The organism is Mycobacterium sp. NPDC050441, assembly GCF_040655355.1.
Taxonomy (GTDB): domain Bacteria; phylum Actinomycetota; class Actinomycetes; order Mycobacteriales; family Mycobacteriaceae; genus Mycobacterium.
Genome location: NZ_JBFAJS010000001.1, coordinates 364,809 through 383,989, shown reverse-complemented (window position 1 = coordinate 383,989; position 19,181 = coordinate 364,809). Strand labels below are relative to the sequence as shown.

The following is a 19,181-nucleotide window of genomic DNA, read 5'->3' as shown; positions in this document are numbered from 1 at the left end:
TACTGCCTGATAGTGACTGCAATCCGCCACCTTGATGGTTATGCGGCGCTATCGAGTCGAATGAACTGGCACCGCGGCCCACACGGGTGGCCGGCCGCCGCGATCCCGTGCCGCTGCAACACTTGAGCGATCTTGCTCGCGGTCTGACACGGCCGGTCGAAGACCTGCCCGTAGGAGAGCCTGACTGTCGAACGGCCGTCGACGGCGGCGTCGAGATCACGCTCAAAGTCCGCATCACGCCTGGTCGCCGAATCGTGATAGACCCGGCCGTCGAGCTCGACGATGAGCCGTTCGCCGTACTGCCTGCCGTCGCGAGATCACCCCGTCCTGTTGGCGAAGCACATGGTCAACATCCACCAACTCGATACTCGTGGACAGCCGCGACGGCGACCAGAAGCATTTCGAGGGCCTGTGGATAACCGACTGCGCCGAGCCAGGTCAGGGATTGCCGGCAGGCGGCGCAGTCGTCGTTGTCGGCGGGGCCGTCGTCGTAGTTGTCGGCGGCGCAGTTGTGGTGGTCGTGGTTTCGGTCGTCGTAGTGGTTTCAGTGGTCGTGGCGGTGGTTTCCTCGACGGTGGTGGTCGGTGCGACCGTCTCGGTGACGGTGTGCGTCGGCGCCGGGACCACCGGGGCCGAGGTGACGACTGATGTGGTGGTGGTCGGTGTGGTCGTCGTGGTGGTTGTGGTCGTCGAGGGGGAGTCCGACGAGAACAACTGCACCAGGGCATAGATGACCAGCGCCGCGATGACCGCGCCCACCGCGCCCATGCCGATCAGTGCGGCGGGCTTGCGGTACCAGGGAACAGGCTCAGGGGTGGGCGGCGCGGGTGGCTCGGAGTACTCGCCGTAGCTGGGCGCGTACTGCGTCGGCTCGTTGTCGTCGTCGTAATAGTTCGACACGCGCTCCGATGGTAGGCGGGATCAGCCGCCAGGTGCCGGAGGTGGCGGATACAGCGTGCGTGTCACGTTGGTGCGCGGCCGGTAGTGCGTAGTCGGATACTCGCCATAGCCAGGCTGGGTGTACGACGGCGTGGTCGTCGTTGTGGTGGTGGTCGTAGTCGTCGTGGGCGAAGTCTCGGACGTCGTCGTGGTCGTGGTGTCCGAGGGCAACGTCGTCGAAGTGTCCGACGGCCCGCCGAACTCGGTGGTCACCGGGATGCTCTGGGTGGTGGTCCGCGTCGTGGTGGACTTCGTCGTCTTCGTCGAGGTCGACGTATAGGCGGGCGGGACGAAGTCGATGGGGGCGTCTTCGGGCCCTCCGGAGCTGGTCAGCGAGATCGCCGCCCACAGCACCAGGCCGATCACGGCGAGGGCGGCCGCGCTGGCCCCCGCTACCGCCGGCGTCGAGTGATGCCAGGGCGCCTCGGGCTGCCCCTGGTCGTCGTCGTCACCGGTCACGGGCACCGATACTATGCCCGACCTCGGAGCGGGCTTCGGTCAGCTCAGCTGACGGATGACATCACCGGCGAAGAGCTCGAGGTGATCCAGATCTGACTGGTCCAGCATCTGCAGGTAGACCCGCTGCACGCCGGCCTCCAGGAACGGGCCCAGCTTGTCGACGATCTCGGCGGTCGTGCCGACCAGCGGGGAATTGCTGCGCAGTTCGTCCACCTCGCGGTTGATCGCTGCGGCCCGCCTGGTGATCTGCGCTTCGTCGCGGCCCGCGCAGAGTACGAAGGCCGCCGAGTAGGTCAGGGAGTCCGCGGCTCGTCCCGCCGTGCCCACCGCGTCGGCCACCCGCGCGAACTGGGTCTTGAGCATGTCCAGCGGCACGAACGGCACGTTGAATTCCGAGGCGAACTCGGCGGCGAGTGCCGGTGTGCGCTTGGCTCCCATACCGCCGATGACGATCGGCACGGGCGACTGCGTGGGCTTGGGCAGTGCCGGTGAGTCGACGACGGTGTAGTGCTTGCCGGTGAAGTCGAAGGTCTCGCCAACAGGCGTGTTCCACAATCCGGTGAGGATCCGGAGTTGTTCCTCGAGCCGGTCGAAACGTTCGCCCAGTGGCGGGAACGGGATGGCGTAGGCCTGGTGCTCAGCCTCGAACCAGCCGGCGCCGAGGCCCAATTCGACACGGCCACCGCTCATCTCGTCGACCTGCGCCACCGAGATGGCCAACGGTCCGGGATGGCGGAAGGTCGCGGAGGTGACCATCGTGCCCAGGCGGATCGTCGAAGTTTCGCGTGCGATGCCGGCCAGCGTCACCCACGAGTCGGTCGGCCCGGGCAGGCCGTCACCGCTCATCGCCAGGTAGTGGTCGGATCTGAAGAACGCCGAATAGCCGAGGGCTTCGGCGGCGCGGGCCACCGCGAGCTGATCGGAGTAGCTGGCACCTTGCTGGGGTTCGACGAACACACGGAAGTCCACGGATGCCAGCCTATCGGCGATCTCAAGTGACCGGCGGTTGGCTGAGCTCGTCGAACCTCGCGAGCGCGGCGTCGAGGTCGGCTTCGTCAAAGAGTTCGCAGCGGGTGATCTCACCGCCCACGACCGCAAGGCTGACCTCCCGCCATTCGGCCTCGAAGCCCTCGTTCGAGGTCCCGTGTGCCGTATGGGTGACGACGACTCCGAGGTTGCTCAGCCGGTGGACGGTCTCGATGTAAATGCTGACATCGGGGATGCTCTCCCAGGTGGCCTGAACGAACGCGGTCATTTCACCGGGTGCAAACGCCACTGCTCGCCGGTGGTCGATGCTCACAAAATCACGCTTGATGCTCGGCAGCCGTCGCTTGTTGACTGCATCGTAGGCCTGCGTAATTGCTGTCCACGTCCGCGCATGAGCGGCGGCTTCACCGGCAAGGTAGCGGGCGTCGAGTTCGGCGAAGGCGGCGTCGAGGTCGTCGGGGTCGAAGCTCGCGGTGTCGCGCACCAAGTCGCCCTCGCCGAGTTCCACGACAGTCAATAGTTCGATCGTGACCGGGTGGTCGACATCGCTTGTATCGCAGCCTATTTCGTGCGTCAGCGACAGCCGAGACCCCCTGAGGGCGATGGGCTCCACCTCCAACTGCCAGCTACTAGGTGCCGTGAACAGCTCGCGGAACGCCCTCTGCCGCTCCGCGCCCTCCATCACAGCGCGCAGCCCTTTTCTCCGGTCGTCCAGTCGGCCATCAGCGGTAATACAGGCCAGGAGGCCGTCAACGTCATGGCGGTTGAATGCCTCGATTAAGCATGTCCACGCCGCAGTGGCGGCGTTCTCGAGTCGGGGAACGGCGCGGCTGAGCTCGTCGAACCGGGCCAGTGCAGCGTCGAGGTCCGACTCGTCAAACAGCTCACCGCGGCTGACTACATCGCCGTCGACCAGCAGAAGGCACACGTCCCGCCATTCGGCCTCGAACCCGTCTCGTGAGGTCGCAGTCGCTGCATGGGTTACTACGACCCCGGCATCACTGAGCTGATTCACGGCCTCGACATAGATCGTGGCGTCTGGCGTGATGTCCCAAATTGCGCGGAGAGATGGGCCCAGGTCATCTGCCATGATCCCGACGAGTCGTCGGTGATCGAGGTAATCGATATCAATCCAGTTCGGTTGCGTTCCGGAATGTCCACGACGGTTGAGCACGGCATAGGCAGCCTTGACGACCGACCAAGCGTGAGCATGCGGGGCCGCCTCGCCTGCGGCATAACGGGTATCGAGTTCTTCGAAGGCGGCGTCGATATCGTCTGGATCGAACGAGATCAGGGTCGTGATGGACTCGTCCTCGTCCACTTCGGTGACCACCAGCGCTTCAGCGCCGAACGCCTCCCGTCCACGGAGAATTACGTGATTGAGACACAGCCGATTACCTCTCACGGCGAGTGGCGTGGTCGAGATGTTCACGATGCCCAACTCGGCAACAGCGCGAATATTGGCGACCTCGGTTGCGCGGTCGGTGCTTTCTCGGCGCAGCCCCCGTCGCCGGTCATCGACCCAGAGCTGGTCGGCGAACAACGCGCCGATCTCGTCGAATCTGCCATCAGCAAAGAGAGTGTTCGTTCGGTCAGTGGTTTGAGTCGCGGCGTTCACGAGCCGCGACCGAGGCGGGCGCACCTCGAATCGGGCGCTGAGTTCGTCGAAGCGGGCAAGCGCGGCATCGACGTCGGCTTCGTCGAATACCTCGCAGCGCGCCAGCAGGTCGCAGTCGACTGTCAGGAGGTGGACCTGCCGCCACTCGGCGTCGAAGCCGTCTTGCGAGGTCCCGTCCGCCACCTGGGTGACGACGGCTCCCAACGGGCTCAGCCGATGTACTGCTTCGAGATGAGCCCTGACATTCGGCGCGTCGTCCCAAGCGGCACGGGTGATCGCGACGAGATCCCCGGGCGCGAAAGCATTCGCGCGTCGGTGGTCGATGTTCACCCAGTCCGGCGTTGTCGGCGGCGTTTCCCGCCTGTTGAAGGCGGCGTAGGCATTCGCGATGACCGACCAGGCGTGCGCATGAGCGGCCGCCTCGCCCGAGAGATAGCGGGTATCGAGTTCCTCGAACGCGGCGTCGATGTCGTCGGGGTCGAAGGTGATCAATGCGGCGATCCGCCCGTCGGTATCCACGACGGTGATGTCGAGGAGGTCGACGTGAAACGCCTCGACCGGTTCCCCGCCGACCGTGTATCGGGAGCGCCTGAGTGCGAGGCACTCACCGCGCGTCGCGATGACCGTTGTCGCTATGTTCCTGGCATTGAGATCGATGACTGCGCGGGCATCTTCGAGAGCGGCATCCCGACCATGTCGGACTGCGGAGCTTACGACGTGACGACGGTCGTCGCCGCAGAAATTGTCGGCCAGCATGGTTGCCATCGCATCCGGATCACGTTCTGCCAGACACTTCTGGAGGCGCTCATACGTGCGGCTTGCAGTGTTCCGGAGGCGCCCGGGCGTCGGGCGCAGTTCTTCGAAACGGGCCAGCGCAGCGTCAAGATCGGCCTCGTCGAACAGCTCGATGCGGTCGATCAGGTCGTCCTCGACAGTCACCACAACGATCTCCCGCCATTCGGCGTCGAAGCCCCCTCGGGAGGTCCCGCTGACCGCCTGGGTGAGGACGGCTCCACCGTTGCTCAGCTGATGCACGGACTCGGGGTAGCTGGTGACGTCCGGCGTGAGGTCCCAGGTTGCGCGTATGTATGCGCCCAATTCTCCGGGCGCGAACCCTCGCGCTCGCCGGTGATCGATACTCGCCAAGTCCAGTGCGAACTCGGGCATTTGGCGCCGGTTGGTTGCGGCAAAAGCCTGTGCGACGACGGACCAAGTGTGGGCGTGGTCGGCGGCTTCGCCTGCGAGGTACCAAGCGTCGAGTTGGTCGATCGCAGCGTCGAAATCGTTGTGGTCGAAGGTGACCGTCGCTGCAATCCTGTTGTCGGCGTCGACCTTGATCACGTGCAGGAGTTCGAGGCCGAACTCCTCGGGTGCCCCACTCCCGAGCGCGAATCGGGCTCGAGCGAGGACGACGCGTTCCCCACGGGTCGCTACGGCGTTTGGCGATTGAGTAGCACCGAGATCAGCCGCTATCTGGAAGTTTTCGATAAAGGAATTCCGGCCGGTTTGCAGGCCGGCGCTGATCACCCGGCGGCGGTCGTCGAAGCTGATGTCGTCGGTCACCGCTTTCCCCATCGCGTCCCAGTCGCGGGCGGCAAATCGCTCTGCGAAGCGATCGGTCGCTTGACTTGCCGCGTTTTCCAGCCGCCGTGCCGGCCGGCTGAGTTCGTCGAACTTCGCCAGCGCACCAGCGAGGTCCGCCTCGTCGAACAACTCAGAACGGCAGACCATATCGCCGTCGGTCATCAGGACGTGGGTGTCTCGCCACTCGGCCTCGAATCCATCGTGTGAGATCCCTTGCGCAACATGGGTGACGACCGCCCCGAGGTCGCTCAGACGGTGCACCGCCGCAATATGGATTCGAGTGTCCGGCGAGTCGACCCATGCGGCTTGGATGTACGCGATCATGTCACCGGATGCGAAAGCTGCTCCGCGCCGGTGGTCCACGTTCACCCAGTCAGGCGTCGTCGCAGCGAGCTCGCGACGGTTGAACCCTGCATACGCCCGCACGATTGCGGACCATGTTTGCGCATGCGGTGCGGCCTCTCCGGCAAGGTATCTCGCGTCGAGTTCGTCGAATGCAGCGTCGATATCGTCGGCATCGAAATCAACCTTGGCAACCATCAACCCTTGGGTGTCGACCTCGGTGATCTCTAGCGCTTCGACACAAAAGGTGGCGGGATTCTCGAACCGAATGCGGCTGAGGCAGAGGCGATCGCCTCGCAGGGCGAGAGTCGACTTCGTGACAGTGGCTCCGAACGCGGCGATTGCACGAATATTGGCGACCGCTGTCTCGCGATCAGTGCTCTCGCAGCGAAAACCTTGCCGCCTGTCGTCAAGCCGGGTGTCCTCGGTAAACAGCGCACCGATCTCGTCGAGGCGGTCACCACCAAATAGCGCGATCAATTGATCGTCGGCTCGGCTTGCTGCGTTCTCCAGTCGCGACGCACGATGGCTGAGTTCATCGAATCGGGTCAATGCGGCGTCGAGGTCTGACGGATCGAACATCTCGCAGCGGCTCAACAGCCCACCGTCGGTCAGCAGGATGTCGACTACCCGCCACTCAACGTTGAAGTCTTCCCGTGTTGCCCCTTTGGCCATGTGAGTGACGACCGCGCCCAATTCGGTCAGACGATGAACAGTTTCGACGTAGAAGTTATTGTCAGCCATCTCGGCGAACGCGACACGGAGGTACGACTTGAGGTCACCTGCCCCCATCGCTGTGAGCGCTCGATGGTCGATGTCCTTGAAGCCTGTTGTTGTCGAGGGAAATTCGTGCCGAACCACTGCGGCGAAAGCGCATGCCACCGCCGACCACGGTTGGGTATACGGGGCCGCTTCACCGGCGAGGTATCGGGTGTCGAGCTCCTCGATGGCCGACTCGAAATCGTCGAGGTCGAACACGACCTTGGCAAGCATCAACCCGTGAGTGTCGACCTCGGTGACCTCCACCGCGTCAACGCAGAACGCGGCGGGTTGAGTTGCGCGATCCTCGAACCGAATCTGGTTGAGACACAGGCGATCACCCCTCAAGGCGAGCGTAGATTTCGCGGTGGTGGCACCCAACGTCGGAATTGCACGAATGCAGTCGACCACCATCGCGCGGCCGTTGCTCTGACAGCGAACACCTTGCCGCCTGTCATCAAGCTGGGCATCATCGGTGAATAGCGTGCCGATCTCATCCAAGCGATCGTTGCCGAGGAAAGCGACTAACCGGTCGTCGGCTCTACTCGCTGCGTTCTCCAGGTGCGCTCGCGGATGCTCTTGCTCGAACCGCGCCTGCTGCGCGTCGAGTTCGGCCATAGCGGCGTCGATGTCGTCGACGTCGAACCAGATTTGCAACGCGATTCGGCCGGCCTCATCGATGCCGTACACCTGGAGAAGTTCGTCCTGCGGCGCGCCGGGGCTTTCATCGGCAGTTCCTATGCTCACCCGTGCGAGGGCGAACCGCTCTCCTCGTGCGGCGACAATGGCATGGTTCGCCCGCATGATCCCGTTCTCGAGATCGCACCTGGTCTGGTGCATCACGTCGTGTGGTGAGAATTCTGTCCGCTTGAAACCGACGAGCTTCCGCCGACTCTCGATAAAGCCTTCGGGAGCAAACATCAGCTCAAATTCGTCCCACGTCCCGGCATCGATCGCCGCCGCAGCACGTTCGTACGCTTCGACGGCTGCCGTGCGCATCTCGACCGGCGCTTCGAATCGCGCTTGTAGGGAGTCCAATTCGGCGATCGCGGCGTCGATGTCTTCTAGGTCGAACCACATGGCCAGTTCGATTCGACCTTCTTCGTCGAGCCCTTGAAGCTGGAGCCACTCTTCCTCTGGCGCTCCTGGGCTTTGATCAGCAGTGGCGATCACCAGCCGGGAGAGAGCCAGGCGGTCGCCTCTCGTTGCGACAAACGTAATGTCGTGCCGTACCGCGCCGATGCCCGGGAGGTGCGCCACCTGCTGTGTCCATTCCGTCGACGAGAAGACTGCGCGGGGAAAGCCGACGATCTTCCGGTGACTCTCGACGGTGACGTTGGACGCCAGCATCTCCTCGTACTCGGCCCAGGCCTGCCGGTCGACAGCGGAACTCAGCCGGCGGATCGCCCGCACGCACGCATTGTCGAACTCGGCAACCGGCACTTCGGGGTCAGCTGGCGGGGTCGGGAGATCCCGCTCGCCGACAAGACCTCGCGCCTTTTCCGCAAGCGCCACAGCCCCTTTCCGCTCGTACAGCTCGACAGCTCGTTCGGCGGCGGCTCTCGCCCGGGCGGCATCGCCAGCAGTCGCCAACACAGTCGCCAGTGCCAGGCACGCATCGCCATGGTCGACCAACGCATCGGTGCGCTCCGCAAGGGCGACGGCTTCCTCGGCCACCCGCTGTGCCTCGTCGTAGGAGCCGCCACGCGCCAGCAGCTGTGCCCGAACCGTGCGCCAGGCGATCGACGCCCTCAATGCGTGGCCGGCGAGCCGCTCACTTTCCCCGCACAATTCTTCGGCTTCGCTGTCGCGGTCGAGCAAGAGGCACGCACGAGCCAACAGTGCAGCGATCTCCGCGGCGTCGGCATCCAGGCGCATGCGACGAAAGCCGTTGTAGGCCAGCCGCAGATGTGGCTCGGCCGCAGCGGGATCGTCGACGACCAACTCGACGATGCCCGCGAAGTGCTCTACCTCAAGCAGCGCGTGCCGCAAGCCCAGCTCGTTGACGGTGCGTCTGGCGGAGTCGATCATCCGCCGGGCCGCGGCGGCGCGTCCGCGAAACGCCTCGAGGACAGCCTGGCACCGCGTCGAGGTCGCCTCGACCGCGGGCGAATCAGTCGTGATCCGCAGTAGCCGAACCACGTCCAGGCACCGCCCTCCTGCGCGCGGAACGGGGTTGGGTCCCCACAACGCTGCCAGTGGAGCTCCCGCCAGAACCGCGTTCACCCTGCGATGCTCGCCTGCGCGTCGCGCTGCGGTGAGGGCGTTGTCCAACGCGACTTCACAGTCGCCGATACGCCCGAGGCGTGCCAGACAGCCGGCTCGAACAGTGTGGGCCTTCGCTTCCCCTGCGGCGTCATCCAATTCGGCCAGCACCGAGGCCGCCGTGCCCACCGCGGATTCGATCTCGTCCAGGCGTTCGGGATCGACGAGCATCGAGAGTTGCCCGTCAAAGCATGTCGCCCATGCCGCCAGGCGGGCCGAATCACGCGTGCCCGCCTGCAATTGCGAGACGGCGCCCGCCGCCGATGTCACATCGCCCGCGGCCAGCAGCGCCTCACAGCGGGCGACCAGTAGTTCAACTCGCTGGTCGTCGAGGTCGGGTAGCTCGTCGTCAAGCTCTTCCAACGCGTGCAGGGCGTGGTCGTACAGGTCGGCGGCACCTTCGTAGGCCAGTCGGGCCATCGCCTGGTCGGCGGCGCGCCGACAGTACTCGACCGCTTTGAGAGCGTTTCCCGCCCAGGCACATTCGAAGTAATGGTGTGCCAGGTCGCCCAGCAGTTCATCATCGGCACCGGTTTCGCCCTCCAGCGTCGTCGCGATGCGCTGGTGCAGGCGCATGCGCCGCACCGACGCCAGCTCGGCCAACAGCGACTGGCGGACGATCGCATGGTTGAACCGGTACTGGCCACCGGGCTCTTCGATCACGATGCCGGCCTGGCGTGCCCCGTCGAATGCGTCGACCAGATCTTGATCGACCACCTTCTCGACCAGCTCGAGGGCGAACCGGCTGCCGACCACCGCGGCGGCCGCCAATGCCTTGTTCGTCTCCTCCGGAAGCCGGGACAGTCTGCGGCTCACGGCTTCCCGGACGCCCTGCGGGAGGGTGCCAGGGTCCCAGTGGCCACCGCTTTCCTCCACGTGGCGCAGGGCCTCGATGAGGAAGAACGGATTGCCACCGGTGACCGCAGACAGCGCGCGGGCCAGTTCCTCGTCGTCGTATCCGGCCTGGGCGACATACGTGCTCACGTCGGCCTCATCGAGGCCGGTGAGAGCAATGCGGTCGGCGCTGCCGTCGCGATGAAGGTCGGCGAGCATCGCCGCCAGTGGGTGGGAACGGTCGAGGTCGGTGCTGCGGTACGTGCCGACGACCTGAACCCGGGCGTGCTCGCCGAAGCGCAGGAGATGGCGCAGCAGCAGCAATGTCGGCTTGGCCGCCCAGTGCAGGTCGTCCAGTACGAGGACGATGGGCACATCGGCCGAGGCGACGCCCAGCATTGCCACGACTGCGTCGAACAGTGCGTAGCGTTCGGTGTCCGGGTCGGCGCGGGGCGGCGCGGCGAGATCGGGGAGGACATCGATCAACCCGGGAACCAGCGGGAGCAATGCTTCAATGCCCCGCATGCCACGCAGGTGGCCTGTGCCCACACAGGGCACGAGCGCGCGCAGGGCTTCCGCGAACGGCTGGTACGGCGCACCGAGGTCCTCGTCGGACCGGCCGTAAAGCACCACCGCGCCTTGTGCGTAGGCCAGCCGCGACCACTCGCCGGCCAGACGTGTCTTGCCGACTCCTGGTTCGCCGGCGATCAGTGCCGCGCGGGCGCCGCCGTCGAGGGCGACCTGCCAGGACGCCGAGAGCTGTGCCAGCTCGTGGCTGCGTCCGACGAACGGGCCCGGGCCGGCAAGCACCGCAGGCAGATCAGGCCGCTCGGCGGCCCCGGCACTTGCGGTTGGCTCGGGACGGTCCTCGGTCTCGAAGCGAAGCTCGAAGACATGCTCGGGGCGTGCCAGATTGCGCAATTCGCGCATACCCAGATCGGCAAGGACAACGTCGTCGCGCAATGAGTCGACGACCAGTTCCGCGGTCGCACCCGAGCACAGGATCTGGCCGCCGGCGGCAAGTGACCGCAACCGGGCCGCCCGATTGACCGCCCGGCCGAAGTAGTCGCCGTCCCGGAGCTCTGCCTCGCCGGTATGCAGGGCGACGCGAATTCGCATGGGCGCCTGCAGCGCCCACGGCTCGTGAAGTATCGCGTCCTGCAGCTCGAGGGCGGCCGCGGCGGCTGCCGACGGACGTTCGAAGACCGAGAACGTCGCATCACCCTCACCGCGCGTCTTGATCAGCCGTCCGCCGCGGGACGTGACGACCTGCTCGACGAGCTCGTCGTGGCGGGCGAGGGCGATGGCCATCGCGTCGGCATCTGCTTCCCACGCGGCGGTCGAACCTTCGATATCGGTCAACAGGAAGGTCACTGCCTGAATTGACGATGGAACCTGCTGTACAGCAGGGACGTCCAGGGCGGAATCCTGTGCGACGATCGCCGCTTCGAGTCTGCGTAGGTCCGGCCCCGGGTCTACGCCCAACTCGTTGGCCAGTACCGCTTGCACGCGTTTGAAGGCGCCCAAGGCCTCGCCTTGCCTGCCCGCGCGGTAGAGGGCAAGCATCAGCTGGCCCCAACGTCGTTCGCGCAGCGGCGCGTCGCCGACGGCGGCCTCGAGGTCGCCGACGATCTCCGCGGCGCGGCCAGTCGCCAGGAGCGCATCGGCCCGGTCCTCGACCAGCGCGGCGTGGCCTTCGACCCACCTGGTCTTCTCGGACGCTCCTCGCCGGCAGTCGGGCAGTTCCGGGATTCCCCGCCACAGGGTTACTGCCTCGTCGAACCGGGCCACAGCACCGCTGGTGTCGCCCGCGCCGAATGCGTCCCGGCCGGATTTGGCGAGTCCCTGATAACGCGAGGCGTCGGTCTCGGCCGTGTTCAGGCGCCACCCGATCCCCTCGGTCAACACGAAGCCGTCGCCGAGGGCGTGACGCAGTGAGGAGATGTGGGTCTGCAGGGCTTTGGCGGCAGTGCGTGGCGGATCGTCGCCCCAGAGCAATTCCATGAGCACGTCGGCCGGTACCACCGAACCGCCGTGCAAACCGAGCATCGTGAGAATGGCGCGCGGCTTCGCGCCCGGTATTACGACGGGCGCACCGTCCATTCGGACCTGAAGAGGTCCCAAAACCCCCAGTTCCACCGATGAAAGCGTACTCACGCATTGATCGTCGGTGGGGCGATTCAGCGCCCGGTCAAGAACCAGTAAAGCTGGGGACGACCTCGCGTTTTACAGACCGCGACGGGCGGCGCGCAGGGTGGCGACTGCGTCGTCGTCACCGGAGAACGTCACCCGGGCCGGTTCGCGGCCGGCGGCGAACAACAGCAGCTCGCCCGGCTCCCCGGTCACCGTCACTTCCGGACCGGCGCCGACAGTGGCCAGCGTTTTGCCCGCCGGCGTGGTCAAGGCCACCCGGGCCGGGGATTTGCCCATCGTCATCCGGGCCATCGCACCGATCCCGCGGGACAGCGCGGAGACCGTGGCATCATCGAGATCCCTTGGCTCCCAATCGGGTTGGGCCCGGCGCACATCCTCGTTGTGAATGAACATCTCGGCCACGTTGACCAGCGGGTCCAGCAGCTTGAACGGGGAGTACAGCGGCGGGCCCGCGGCGATCTGATCCACCAGGTCGGCCCATTCGGTGCTTTCGGTGACCTTCTGCTGCACGCGCTCGGTGTAGCCCGCGAGCTGAGGCACCAGAATGCCGGGGGCGGCATCGAGGCGACGCTCCCGCACCACGAGATGGGCGGCCAGGTCACGGGCGGTCCAGCCCTCGCACAGGGTGGGCGCATCAGGGCCGGCGGTGCGCATGGACTCGACGAGTGCGGCACGTTCCCGCTGGGCGACGCTCATGACGCCAACTCTAGAAGGTTTTCACGCCCTCGACCGCGATCGTCATCCCGTGCCCAGTGTTGTCATTGCTGATCCGGGTGCCGTCTTCGCCGGCGTCTATGGTCCAACCCACCGCGCTGTACTTGCGGTAGTCGAGCGTGACCACCGGAATGTCACCGAGGTTGCCCACGACCCACTTGATCTGGCCGTCCGGCGTGAGCCGGACGCCGTTCGCGTGCTCACCGTCGATCACCGGTGAGTCTTCGAAGTCGGACTCGCACCCGACGTCCTGCTTCGACAGCTGGCAGCGGGTCCGGCCGGACTTGGTCTCGATGTAGACGTACCCGTTCCGCGGCTGCAGCGGCGCGGCGCCGGCGGGTGGGGCGGCTCCAGAGGTTCTCGGCGGAGCGGTGGTGCCCGGCGCGGGCGCCGGGCTGGACCGGGTGGGACGCGCGGTCGGGATACTGGGCTCGGTCGGTGATTGCGGGCTGGTGGCCGGAGTGCCTTCGATGCTCGATTGGCAGCCGGACAACAGCGCACCCACAGCCAGCAGGGCGCCCAGCGATTGCCACGCCTTCACCGCGCCAAGGCTACGCATCACGCATGGTCACGGCGGGTCATGACGCGCCGAACAACCCCGCGTATCCGTCGGAGAGCGCGCGCAGTTGCGCGGCGCCGTCACCCCGGAACGATGCGCCGTGCATCAGGGCCAGGGTGGTGGGGTTCAGCTCGGCCAGTTGGGTCAGGGTGGGAATCAGGTTGGTCGTCAGCCCGGTGGCGTGGAACAGCGCCTCGGCGTCCAATGCAGGTGCCACACAATCGGATTCGGTGAGCGCCGGGCACTGGCCGGTATGCGTGAACAGATCGCCGGCCAGCAGCGTCGACGTGGTCTCGTCGAACCACAGCCCAGCTTCCCAGTTGTGAGGCACGTGCGGGGTGGCGATGAACCGCAGGCGGTGCCCACCGATATCGTGCGGTCCGTCCGCGGGCGCGGCGACCGGCGGCCGGTCGCACATGTCGGTCAGCGACAACATGATGGCCAGCGGACCGTGGATCACCTCGGCGTGCGGTGCGGCCGCCAGGAACTGGTTGACCGCCCCGCACTCGTCGGCTTCCAGGTGCCCGAACGCGATCCAGCGCAGCCGGCTCCGCGGCAGCACCCGTTCGATGGCCGCCGACACCTGCGGAAACAGGAACCGCTGACCGGTGTGGAACAGGAACGGCTCGTCACCGGTCAGCAGGAACTGGTTGAACGTGAACCCGCGCTCGGTGATCCCGGGTATCCAGGTGGACAGCCGGTAGATGTCCGGGGCGATCTCGTCGACGCGGGTTTCCAGGTCGGAGGCCATGACTCCATGGTCCGCCCGGAGAAACCCGGCTGAGCGGGTTTCAGCGGATATCCGGTCAGGCGAGGAACGGGTTGTGCTCCGGCAGCGGCTTGATCAAGGGGTCGAGCAGCTTCGCCGACTGTTCGACGGTGAGGACGTCGGCCGGGTCGAGCTGGATGAATTCCCGCGCGGTTTCGTCGTACTCCCAGACATCTTCACCGACCAGCCGGCCGTTGTCGTAGGGCCAGATCATGTGCTCGGCGGTCTTCACCAGATAGGTGGCGTCCGGGTCCGCGGCCATCCCTTCGGCGGCGAGAATGACGCCCGGCGTCTGCTGGTAGATGTACGACGTCGACACGATCATGTCGTCGCTGATGGCCAGCTTCTCGTCGTCGGCGTAGAAGATGCACTGGGCGGTGTCCTTCCACGCGTGGTAGAGCCCCTTGACCGCCTCGGTGCCCTCTACGGTGACGCTCTTGCCGAGCATGTTGAAGTGGTACACGGGCTTCTCGACGGTCATGTCCGGGGCGAAGATCTCCTCGTAGCGCCCGGCCATTTCCAGATAGCGGTGCCGGTTGTAGGCGTGCAGCAGGTAGAGGTGACGCGGGTTGTCCGTCGTCTCGATCAAGCGTTCCACGGCTCGGTTGGTCTGGGTGATGTCGTAGCGACTCATCTTTTCGTTTCCTTTCAGGCTGTGAGAAACATGGTTCGGAGTTCGGATTTCTTGAATTTGCCGGTGGCAGTGCAGGGAAGCGCCTCGACGAATTCGAAGCGGTCCGGCAACTGCCACTTGGCGAAGTCCTGCGCGAGGTGCTCGCGCAGGGCCTGGGCGGAGGCGTCGCCACCGTCCGCAAGCACCACCACGGCCAGGGGCCGTTCGCCCCAGCGCTCATCGGGCACGGCGATCACGGCGGCCTGTGCGACGGCGGGATGCGACATCAGCTGGTTCTCCAGGTCCACCGAGGAGATCCACTCGCCGCCGGACTTCACCAAATCCTTTGACCGGTCGCAGATCCGGATGCAGCCATGGGGGTCGATGCGCACCACATCGCCGGTCCGGAACCAGCCGTCTGCGGTGAAACTGTCCGTCCCCCGGCCGCCGTGGTAGTTGCCCGCCACCCAGGGGCCGCGCACCTCGAGTTCGCCCATGGCGGCGTCGTCCCACGCGATGAGGTCGCCGTTCTCGTCACGGCCCCGGATGTCGAAGAATGGGCTCGCGACACCCTGCCGCATGCGGTAGTCGTACTGCTCGTCCCGCTCACCCTGGTCGAGGTGCGCCGGCGCGCGGCAGACCGCGCCCAGGGGAGCGGTCTCGGTCATTCCCCAGGCCTGCACGACAGTGAGTCCGTGGCGGTCGAATCCTTCGAACATCGACCGCGGCACCGCCGCGCCTCCCACGACCAGCCGGTCGAGCTCCGACAAGTCCCACTTGCCCGGTTCGGCATCGAGTGCGGCGAGCATGCCCATCCACACCGTCGGAACACCCGCCGTCATGGTGACCCGCTCGCGGGCGCACAAGTCGAGGACACCTTCCGGGTCCAGGCGCGGGCCCGGAAGGACCAGGCGAGCCCCGGCCAGTGCGGCGGCGTACGGCAGGCCCCACGCGTTGGCGTGGAACATGGGTACGACGGGAAGGACTGTGTCCCTGGACGATACGGAAAGTTGGTCAGGCAGGGCGGCGACAAGTGAGTGCAGGGCCAGCGCTCGGTGCGAGTACACGACCCCTTTGGGGCGGCCGGTGGTGCCCGAGGTGTAACACATGGCCGCGGCGCGATGTTCGTCGATCAAGGGCCACTCGGCAGGTTCAGTGGCGGCAATCAGGGTTTCGTAATCGAGCGTTCCCGCTGGGGCTGTCGTGTCGTGGGTGACGACGATGACGTGCCGGAAATCGTGCCGGGCGCGGAAGGTTTCGAATACCCCCAGCAGGGACTCGTCGACGATGATCACCCTGTCGTCGGCGTCGTCGACGATGAACGCCAACTCGTCGGGGAACAGTCGGGGGTTGAGGGTGTGGATGACCGCACCCATGGCGGGCACCGCGAAGTACGCCTCCAGGTGTTCGCTCTGGTTCCACAACAGCGTGGCCACCGGGTCGCCCTCACGGACACCCAAGGCGCTCAAGGCGCTCGCAAGACGCCGCGCGCGGGCCGCGGATTCGCCGAAGGTGGTGCGCGTGACTGCACCGGAAGGCCGGCGCGACACCACGTCCACGTCGGAATGGAATCGTTCGGCGCGCTCGACGATGCTCGTCAGGGTGAGCGGATAGTCGTCCATGCTGTTGCTGCCCAACATGTTTGCGGTCATGACTTCGCCTTCATCCGGCTCACGGTCCGGGTGGCGTTCTGCAGTTCGTCCAGGCCGTCGCCGAGCGCGGCGAGGATGGGCCATGGGTCGTCGACCAACTCGCGGTCGACGACGATGCCGAACTCGAGGGAATCCTGATAGCTCATCACGGTGATGTTGATGCCGATCCCGTCGAGCACCCCGGAGACCGGGAACTGGGCGCGTTGTTTTGCGCCGCCGAGGTACAGGGGTGTAGCCGGTCCGGGGACATTCGAGATCATGACGTTCGCCGGCTGATTGAGCCCGCGCACGCCGGCCAGCCGGGACAGGGACCGGGCCGCCTGCGCAAACAAGGCGGGCGGGATGAAGTGATTGGCGTCCTGCAGCAGCGAGGCAGGCAGCGCGCGCTGCCGTTCCTTGGCGGTGTTCATCGCCTCGTTGATCCGGCGCACGCGCTCAACGGGATCGGACACATCGGTGGGCAGTTGGGTGAGCATCACCGACACCCGGTTGCCGAAGGTGCCCTGCTGCTCGGGAGTGCGCACCGACATGGGGATGAAACTCGCGAGGGGTTCGGCGGGCAGCTCACCCTGCTTGTCGAGCCAGGACCGCAGGCCCGACGTGCAGATCGCCAGGACGACGTCGTTGACGGTGCAGCCGAGGGCGTTCTTGATCGCCTTGACCTCGGCCAGCGGCATCGAGCCGAACGCGACGCGGCGGTGCGGGGATACCCGCGCCTGGAACCGGGTCCGGGGAGCGGTGACGTCGCTGCCCCGCAGCGCGGCCACGGGGCTGCCGGCTTTCAGGGCTCGCTTGACCAGCCGGCTGCTGCGCGCGATCGCCTTCACCCCAGGGAGATGCCGGATGGTCGGAACGTCGTCGAGGTGCGGCAGAGCGGTGGGGCCGGCGCGCAGAACCCGCAGGGGCTGGCTCGCCAGCCCGACCAGGCCGCGACCCAGCATCTCGACCTCTGACGGGTACTTCTCCGCGGCGATCGTGGGTGCAGCTTCCGGCTCACGCCCGGTGGCGTCATCGAGGAGGATGCTCATGACCTCGGCGCCGGACACTCCGTCGACCGCGGCGTGGTGCATCTTCGTCAGCACCGCGACGCCGCCGTCGTCGAGTCCGTGGATGACGTACACCTCCCACAGCGGGCGTGCCCGGTCGAGTTGGCGTCCGATGATCCGGGCCACCTGCTCGGCGAGCTGGCGCTGGTCGCCGGGTGCGGGCAGGGCCAGCTCGCGGACGTGGTACTCGATGTCGAACGAACCGTCGTCGACCCAGTACGGGTAGTCGAGGGAGAAGGGCACCTGGGCCAGCCGCCAGCGGAAGGTGGGCAGCAGGTGCAGGCGTTCGCTGATGACTCCGCGAACGAGGGCGGCATCGAGGGGTTCGCCCGATGCGGTGTGGGAGTCGTAGATGCCGAGAACACTGACGTGCCCCTGGACACGATCGTTCTCCATGGCCAGGAACTGCGCGTCGAGGCTGGTCAGTTGTCGCATGTGAAGATCGTCCGTCGGCGGGGTCGGCATTCTCTTGTCTGCGTGCGCCAACACTGCGCCCGGTGGTTGTTCAATTTGCCTACCGTCGGCCGGGGGCGGCGCTACCGTGCAGTGCATGGAGCCGGCCTGGGCAGGCGCACAGGATGATGAGCAGCGGCGCGTGTGGTCGGCGGTGTTGCGGCCGGCCGCCGCCGAGCTCATCGAGCGGGCCCGCGAAATCTCAGCGGCGGTGAACGATTACACCCGCGCTCGTCTGAGCGACCTGCTGGTCGACGAGCAGGCTCTCGAGGTCAATCGGGCGAGTACGGAGGCCAGCATTCTCGACTTCGCGCAGGTGTTGTCGGCGGGCGATGATCCGCTGGCGGCAGTGCAGCTGCAGTCGCCGACGCTCGACTATGCACGGGACGGTGCGCAACACGGCATCCCGCTCACCACGCTCATGCGCAGTTATCGCCTCGCGCACGCCGCAACCGCGACTCAGTTCAACGCGATTCTGCAGAACCACGCGGGCAATGCCGAAGAACTGCACCTTGCCTCGGAGCTGGGGTCGGCGTGGATGTTCGCCTACGTCGACGCCGCGCTGTGCCTGGTGGAGGAGGTGTACACCACCGAACGCGACCGATGGTTGCGCAGCGCCGCTGCCAGCCAAGCCGAAACCATCGCCACCATCCTGGCCGGTGAACCGATCGACATCGACGTGGCCACCCGGCGTCTCCGTCACGATGTCCGCCGGGTCCACGTCGCTGCGATCGCCTGGCTCGAATCTCACGAAGAAGGACGCAACACGCAGGCCGTCCTCGAAGCGGCGATCCGCGACATCGCCTCCGCCATCGGCAATCAGAAGCCCCTCGTGCATCCGCTCGGAATACTGTCGACCGCCGCCTGGATCAGCTCGCACAGCCCCATCCCGTCGAAAGTGTTGGACGAGTTACGGTTTCGGACGGCGAATGCGCCGGGCGTGCGCGTCGCAATCGGCGAGCCGGCCCCCGGCATCGGAGGCTTTCGGTCCAGCTATGTGGAAGCGGTTGAAGCGCAACGAGTCGCACGCCTCGCCGGCCGGGCGGCCGGTAGCGTCACCCGCTACGACAATGTTGCGCTGCGTGCCATCGCGACCGCCAACATCGACCAGGCGCGTGACTTCGTGCGACGCGAACTCGGGCCGCTCGGCGAGATGGACGAAACCACCCGGCGGCTCGCCGCCACGGTGCGCGCCTATCTCGACGAGAACTGCAGCCGCGGACGAACAGCCAAGCGGCTTCACGTCCACGACAACACCGTCGCCTACCGGATCCGTCAGGCAGAGGAACTGTTGGGAAGGTCGTTGGAGCGGCGCACCCTCGAGTTGCGTGTCGCGCTGGCCCTGGCCGATGTCGTCGCCGAAACCGCCGATTCAACAGCAGCGGCTCCCGCGCAAGCGGATTCGCTGAGGCGGGCCAACTGAGCTGCGTGCTC

Annotated in this window: 11 protein-coding genes; 1 reads left to right on the top strand and 10 read right to left on the bottom strand. The window is 66.3% G+C overall.

Annotated features, from left to right (window positions below; genetic code table 11):
- Positions 1–438 precede the first annotated feature (438 nt).
- From AB0I14_RS01945 to AB0I14_RS01900, 10 genes are all read right to left on the bottom strand, one after another.
- Positions 439–900, bottom strand: coding sequence for a hypothetical protein (locus AB0I14_RS01945; protein WP_358015069.1), 462 nt, complete (start codon positions 898–900; stop codon positions 439–441).
- Between the two features lie 21 nt (positions 901–921).
- The gene (locus AB0I14_RS01940) at positions 922–1,398 is read right to left on the bottom strand and encodes a hypothetical protein (protein WP_358015066.1); all 477 of its coding nucleotides are present in this window, start codon (positions 1,396–1,398) and stop codon (positions 922–924) included.
- Between the two features lie 39 nt (positions 1,399–1,437).
- Positions 1,438–2,367, bottom strand: coding sequence for an LLM class F420-dependent oxidoreductase (locus AB0I14_RS01935; protein ID WP_358015064.1), 930 nt, complete (start codon positions 2,365–2,367; stop codon positions 1,438–1,440).
- 22 nt (positions 2,368–2,389) lie between these two features.
- Positions 2,390–11,890 carry a BTAD domain-containing putative transcriptional regulator gene (locus tag AB0I14_RS01930; protein WP_358016700.1) on the bottom strand — a complete coding sequence of 3,167 codons (9,501 nt, stop codon included), beginning with the start codon at positions 11,888–11,890 and terminating at the stop codon, positions 2,390–2,392.
- Between the two features lie 123 nt (positions 11,891–12,013).
- On the bottom strand, positions 12,014–12,637 hold the full coding sequence (locus AB0I14_RS01925) for a TIGR03085 family metal-binding protein (protein ID WP_358015061.1): 624 nt from the start codon (positions 12,635–12,637) through the stop codon (positions 12,014–12,016).
- A 10-nt stretch (positions 12,638–12,647) separates the two neighbouring features.
- A complete protein-coding gene (locus tag AB0I14_RS01920; RefSeq protein ID WP_358015058.1) occupies positions 12,648–13,196 on the bottom strand; it encodes a hypothetical protein in 549 nt (182 codons plus the stop codon).
- A 37-nt stretch (positions 13,197–13,233) separates the two neighbouring features.
- Positions 13,234–13,953, bottom strand: coding sequence for an MBL fold metallo-hydrolase (locus tag AB0I14_RS01915; RefSeq protein WP_358016697.1), 720 nt, complete (start codon positions 13,951–13,953; stop codon positions 13,234–13,236).
- Between the two features lie 67 nt (positions 13,954–14,020).
- Positions 14,021–14,617 (bottom strand): hypothetical protein, encoded by a 597-nt coding sequence (locus AB0I14_RS01910; protein WP_358015055.1) that lies wholly within the window; start codon positions 14,615–14,617, stop codon positions 14,021–14,023.
- Between the two features lie 14 nt (positions 14,618–14,631).
- Complete coding sequence (locus AB0I14_RS01905; protein WP_358015052.1) at positions 14,632–16,248, bottom strand: long-chain fatty acid--CoA ligase; 1,617 nt, start codon at positions 16,246–16,248, stop codon at positions 14,632–14,634.
- Complete coding sequence (locus AB0I14_RS01900) at positions 16,245–17,729, bottom strand: wax ester/triacylglycerol synthase family O-acyltransferase (RefSeq protein WP_358015049.1); 1,485 nt, start codon at positions 17,727–17,729, stop codon at positions 16,245–16,247. The genes AB0I14_RS01905 and AB0I14_RS01900 overlap by 4 nt, the downstream gene beginning before the upstream one ends.
- A 115-nt stretch (positions 17,730–17,844) precedes the next feature.
- Here AB0I14_RS01900 and AB0I14_RS01895 point away from each other — a divergent pair, with 115 nt between their 5' ends.
- Entirely contained in the window at positions 17,845–19,170 is a 1,326-nt protein-coding gene (locus AB0I14_RS01895; RefSeq protein ID WP_358015047.1) for a helix-turn-helix domain-containing protein, read from the top strand.
- Positions 19,171–19,181 lie beyond the last annotated feature (11 nt).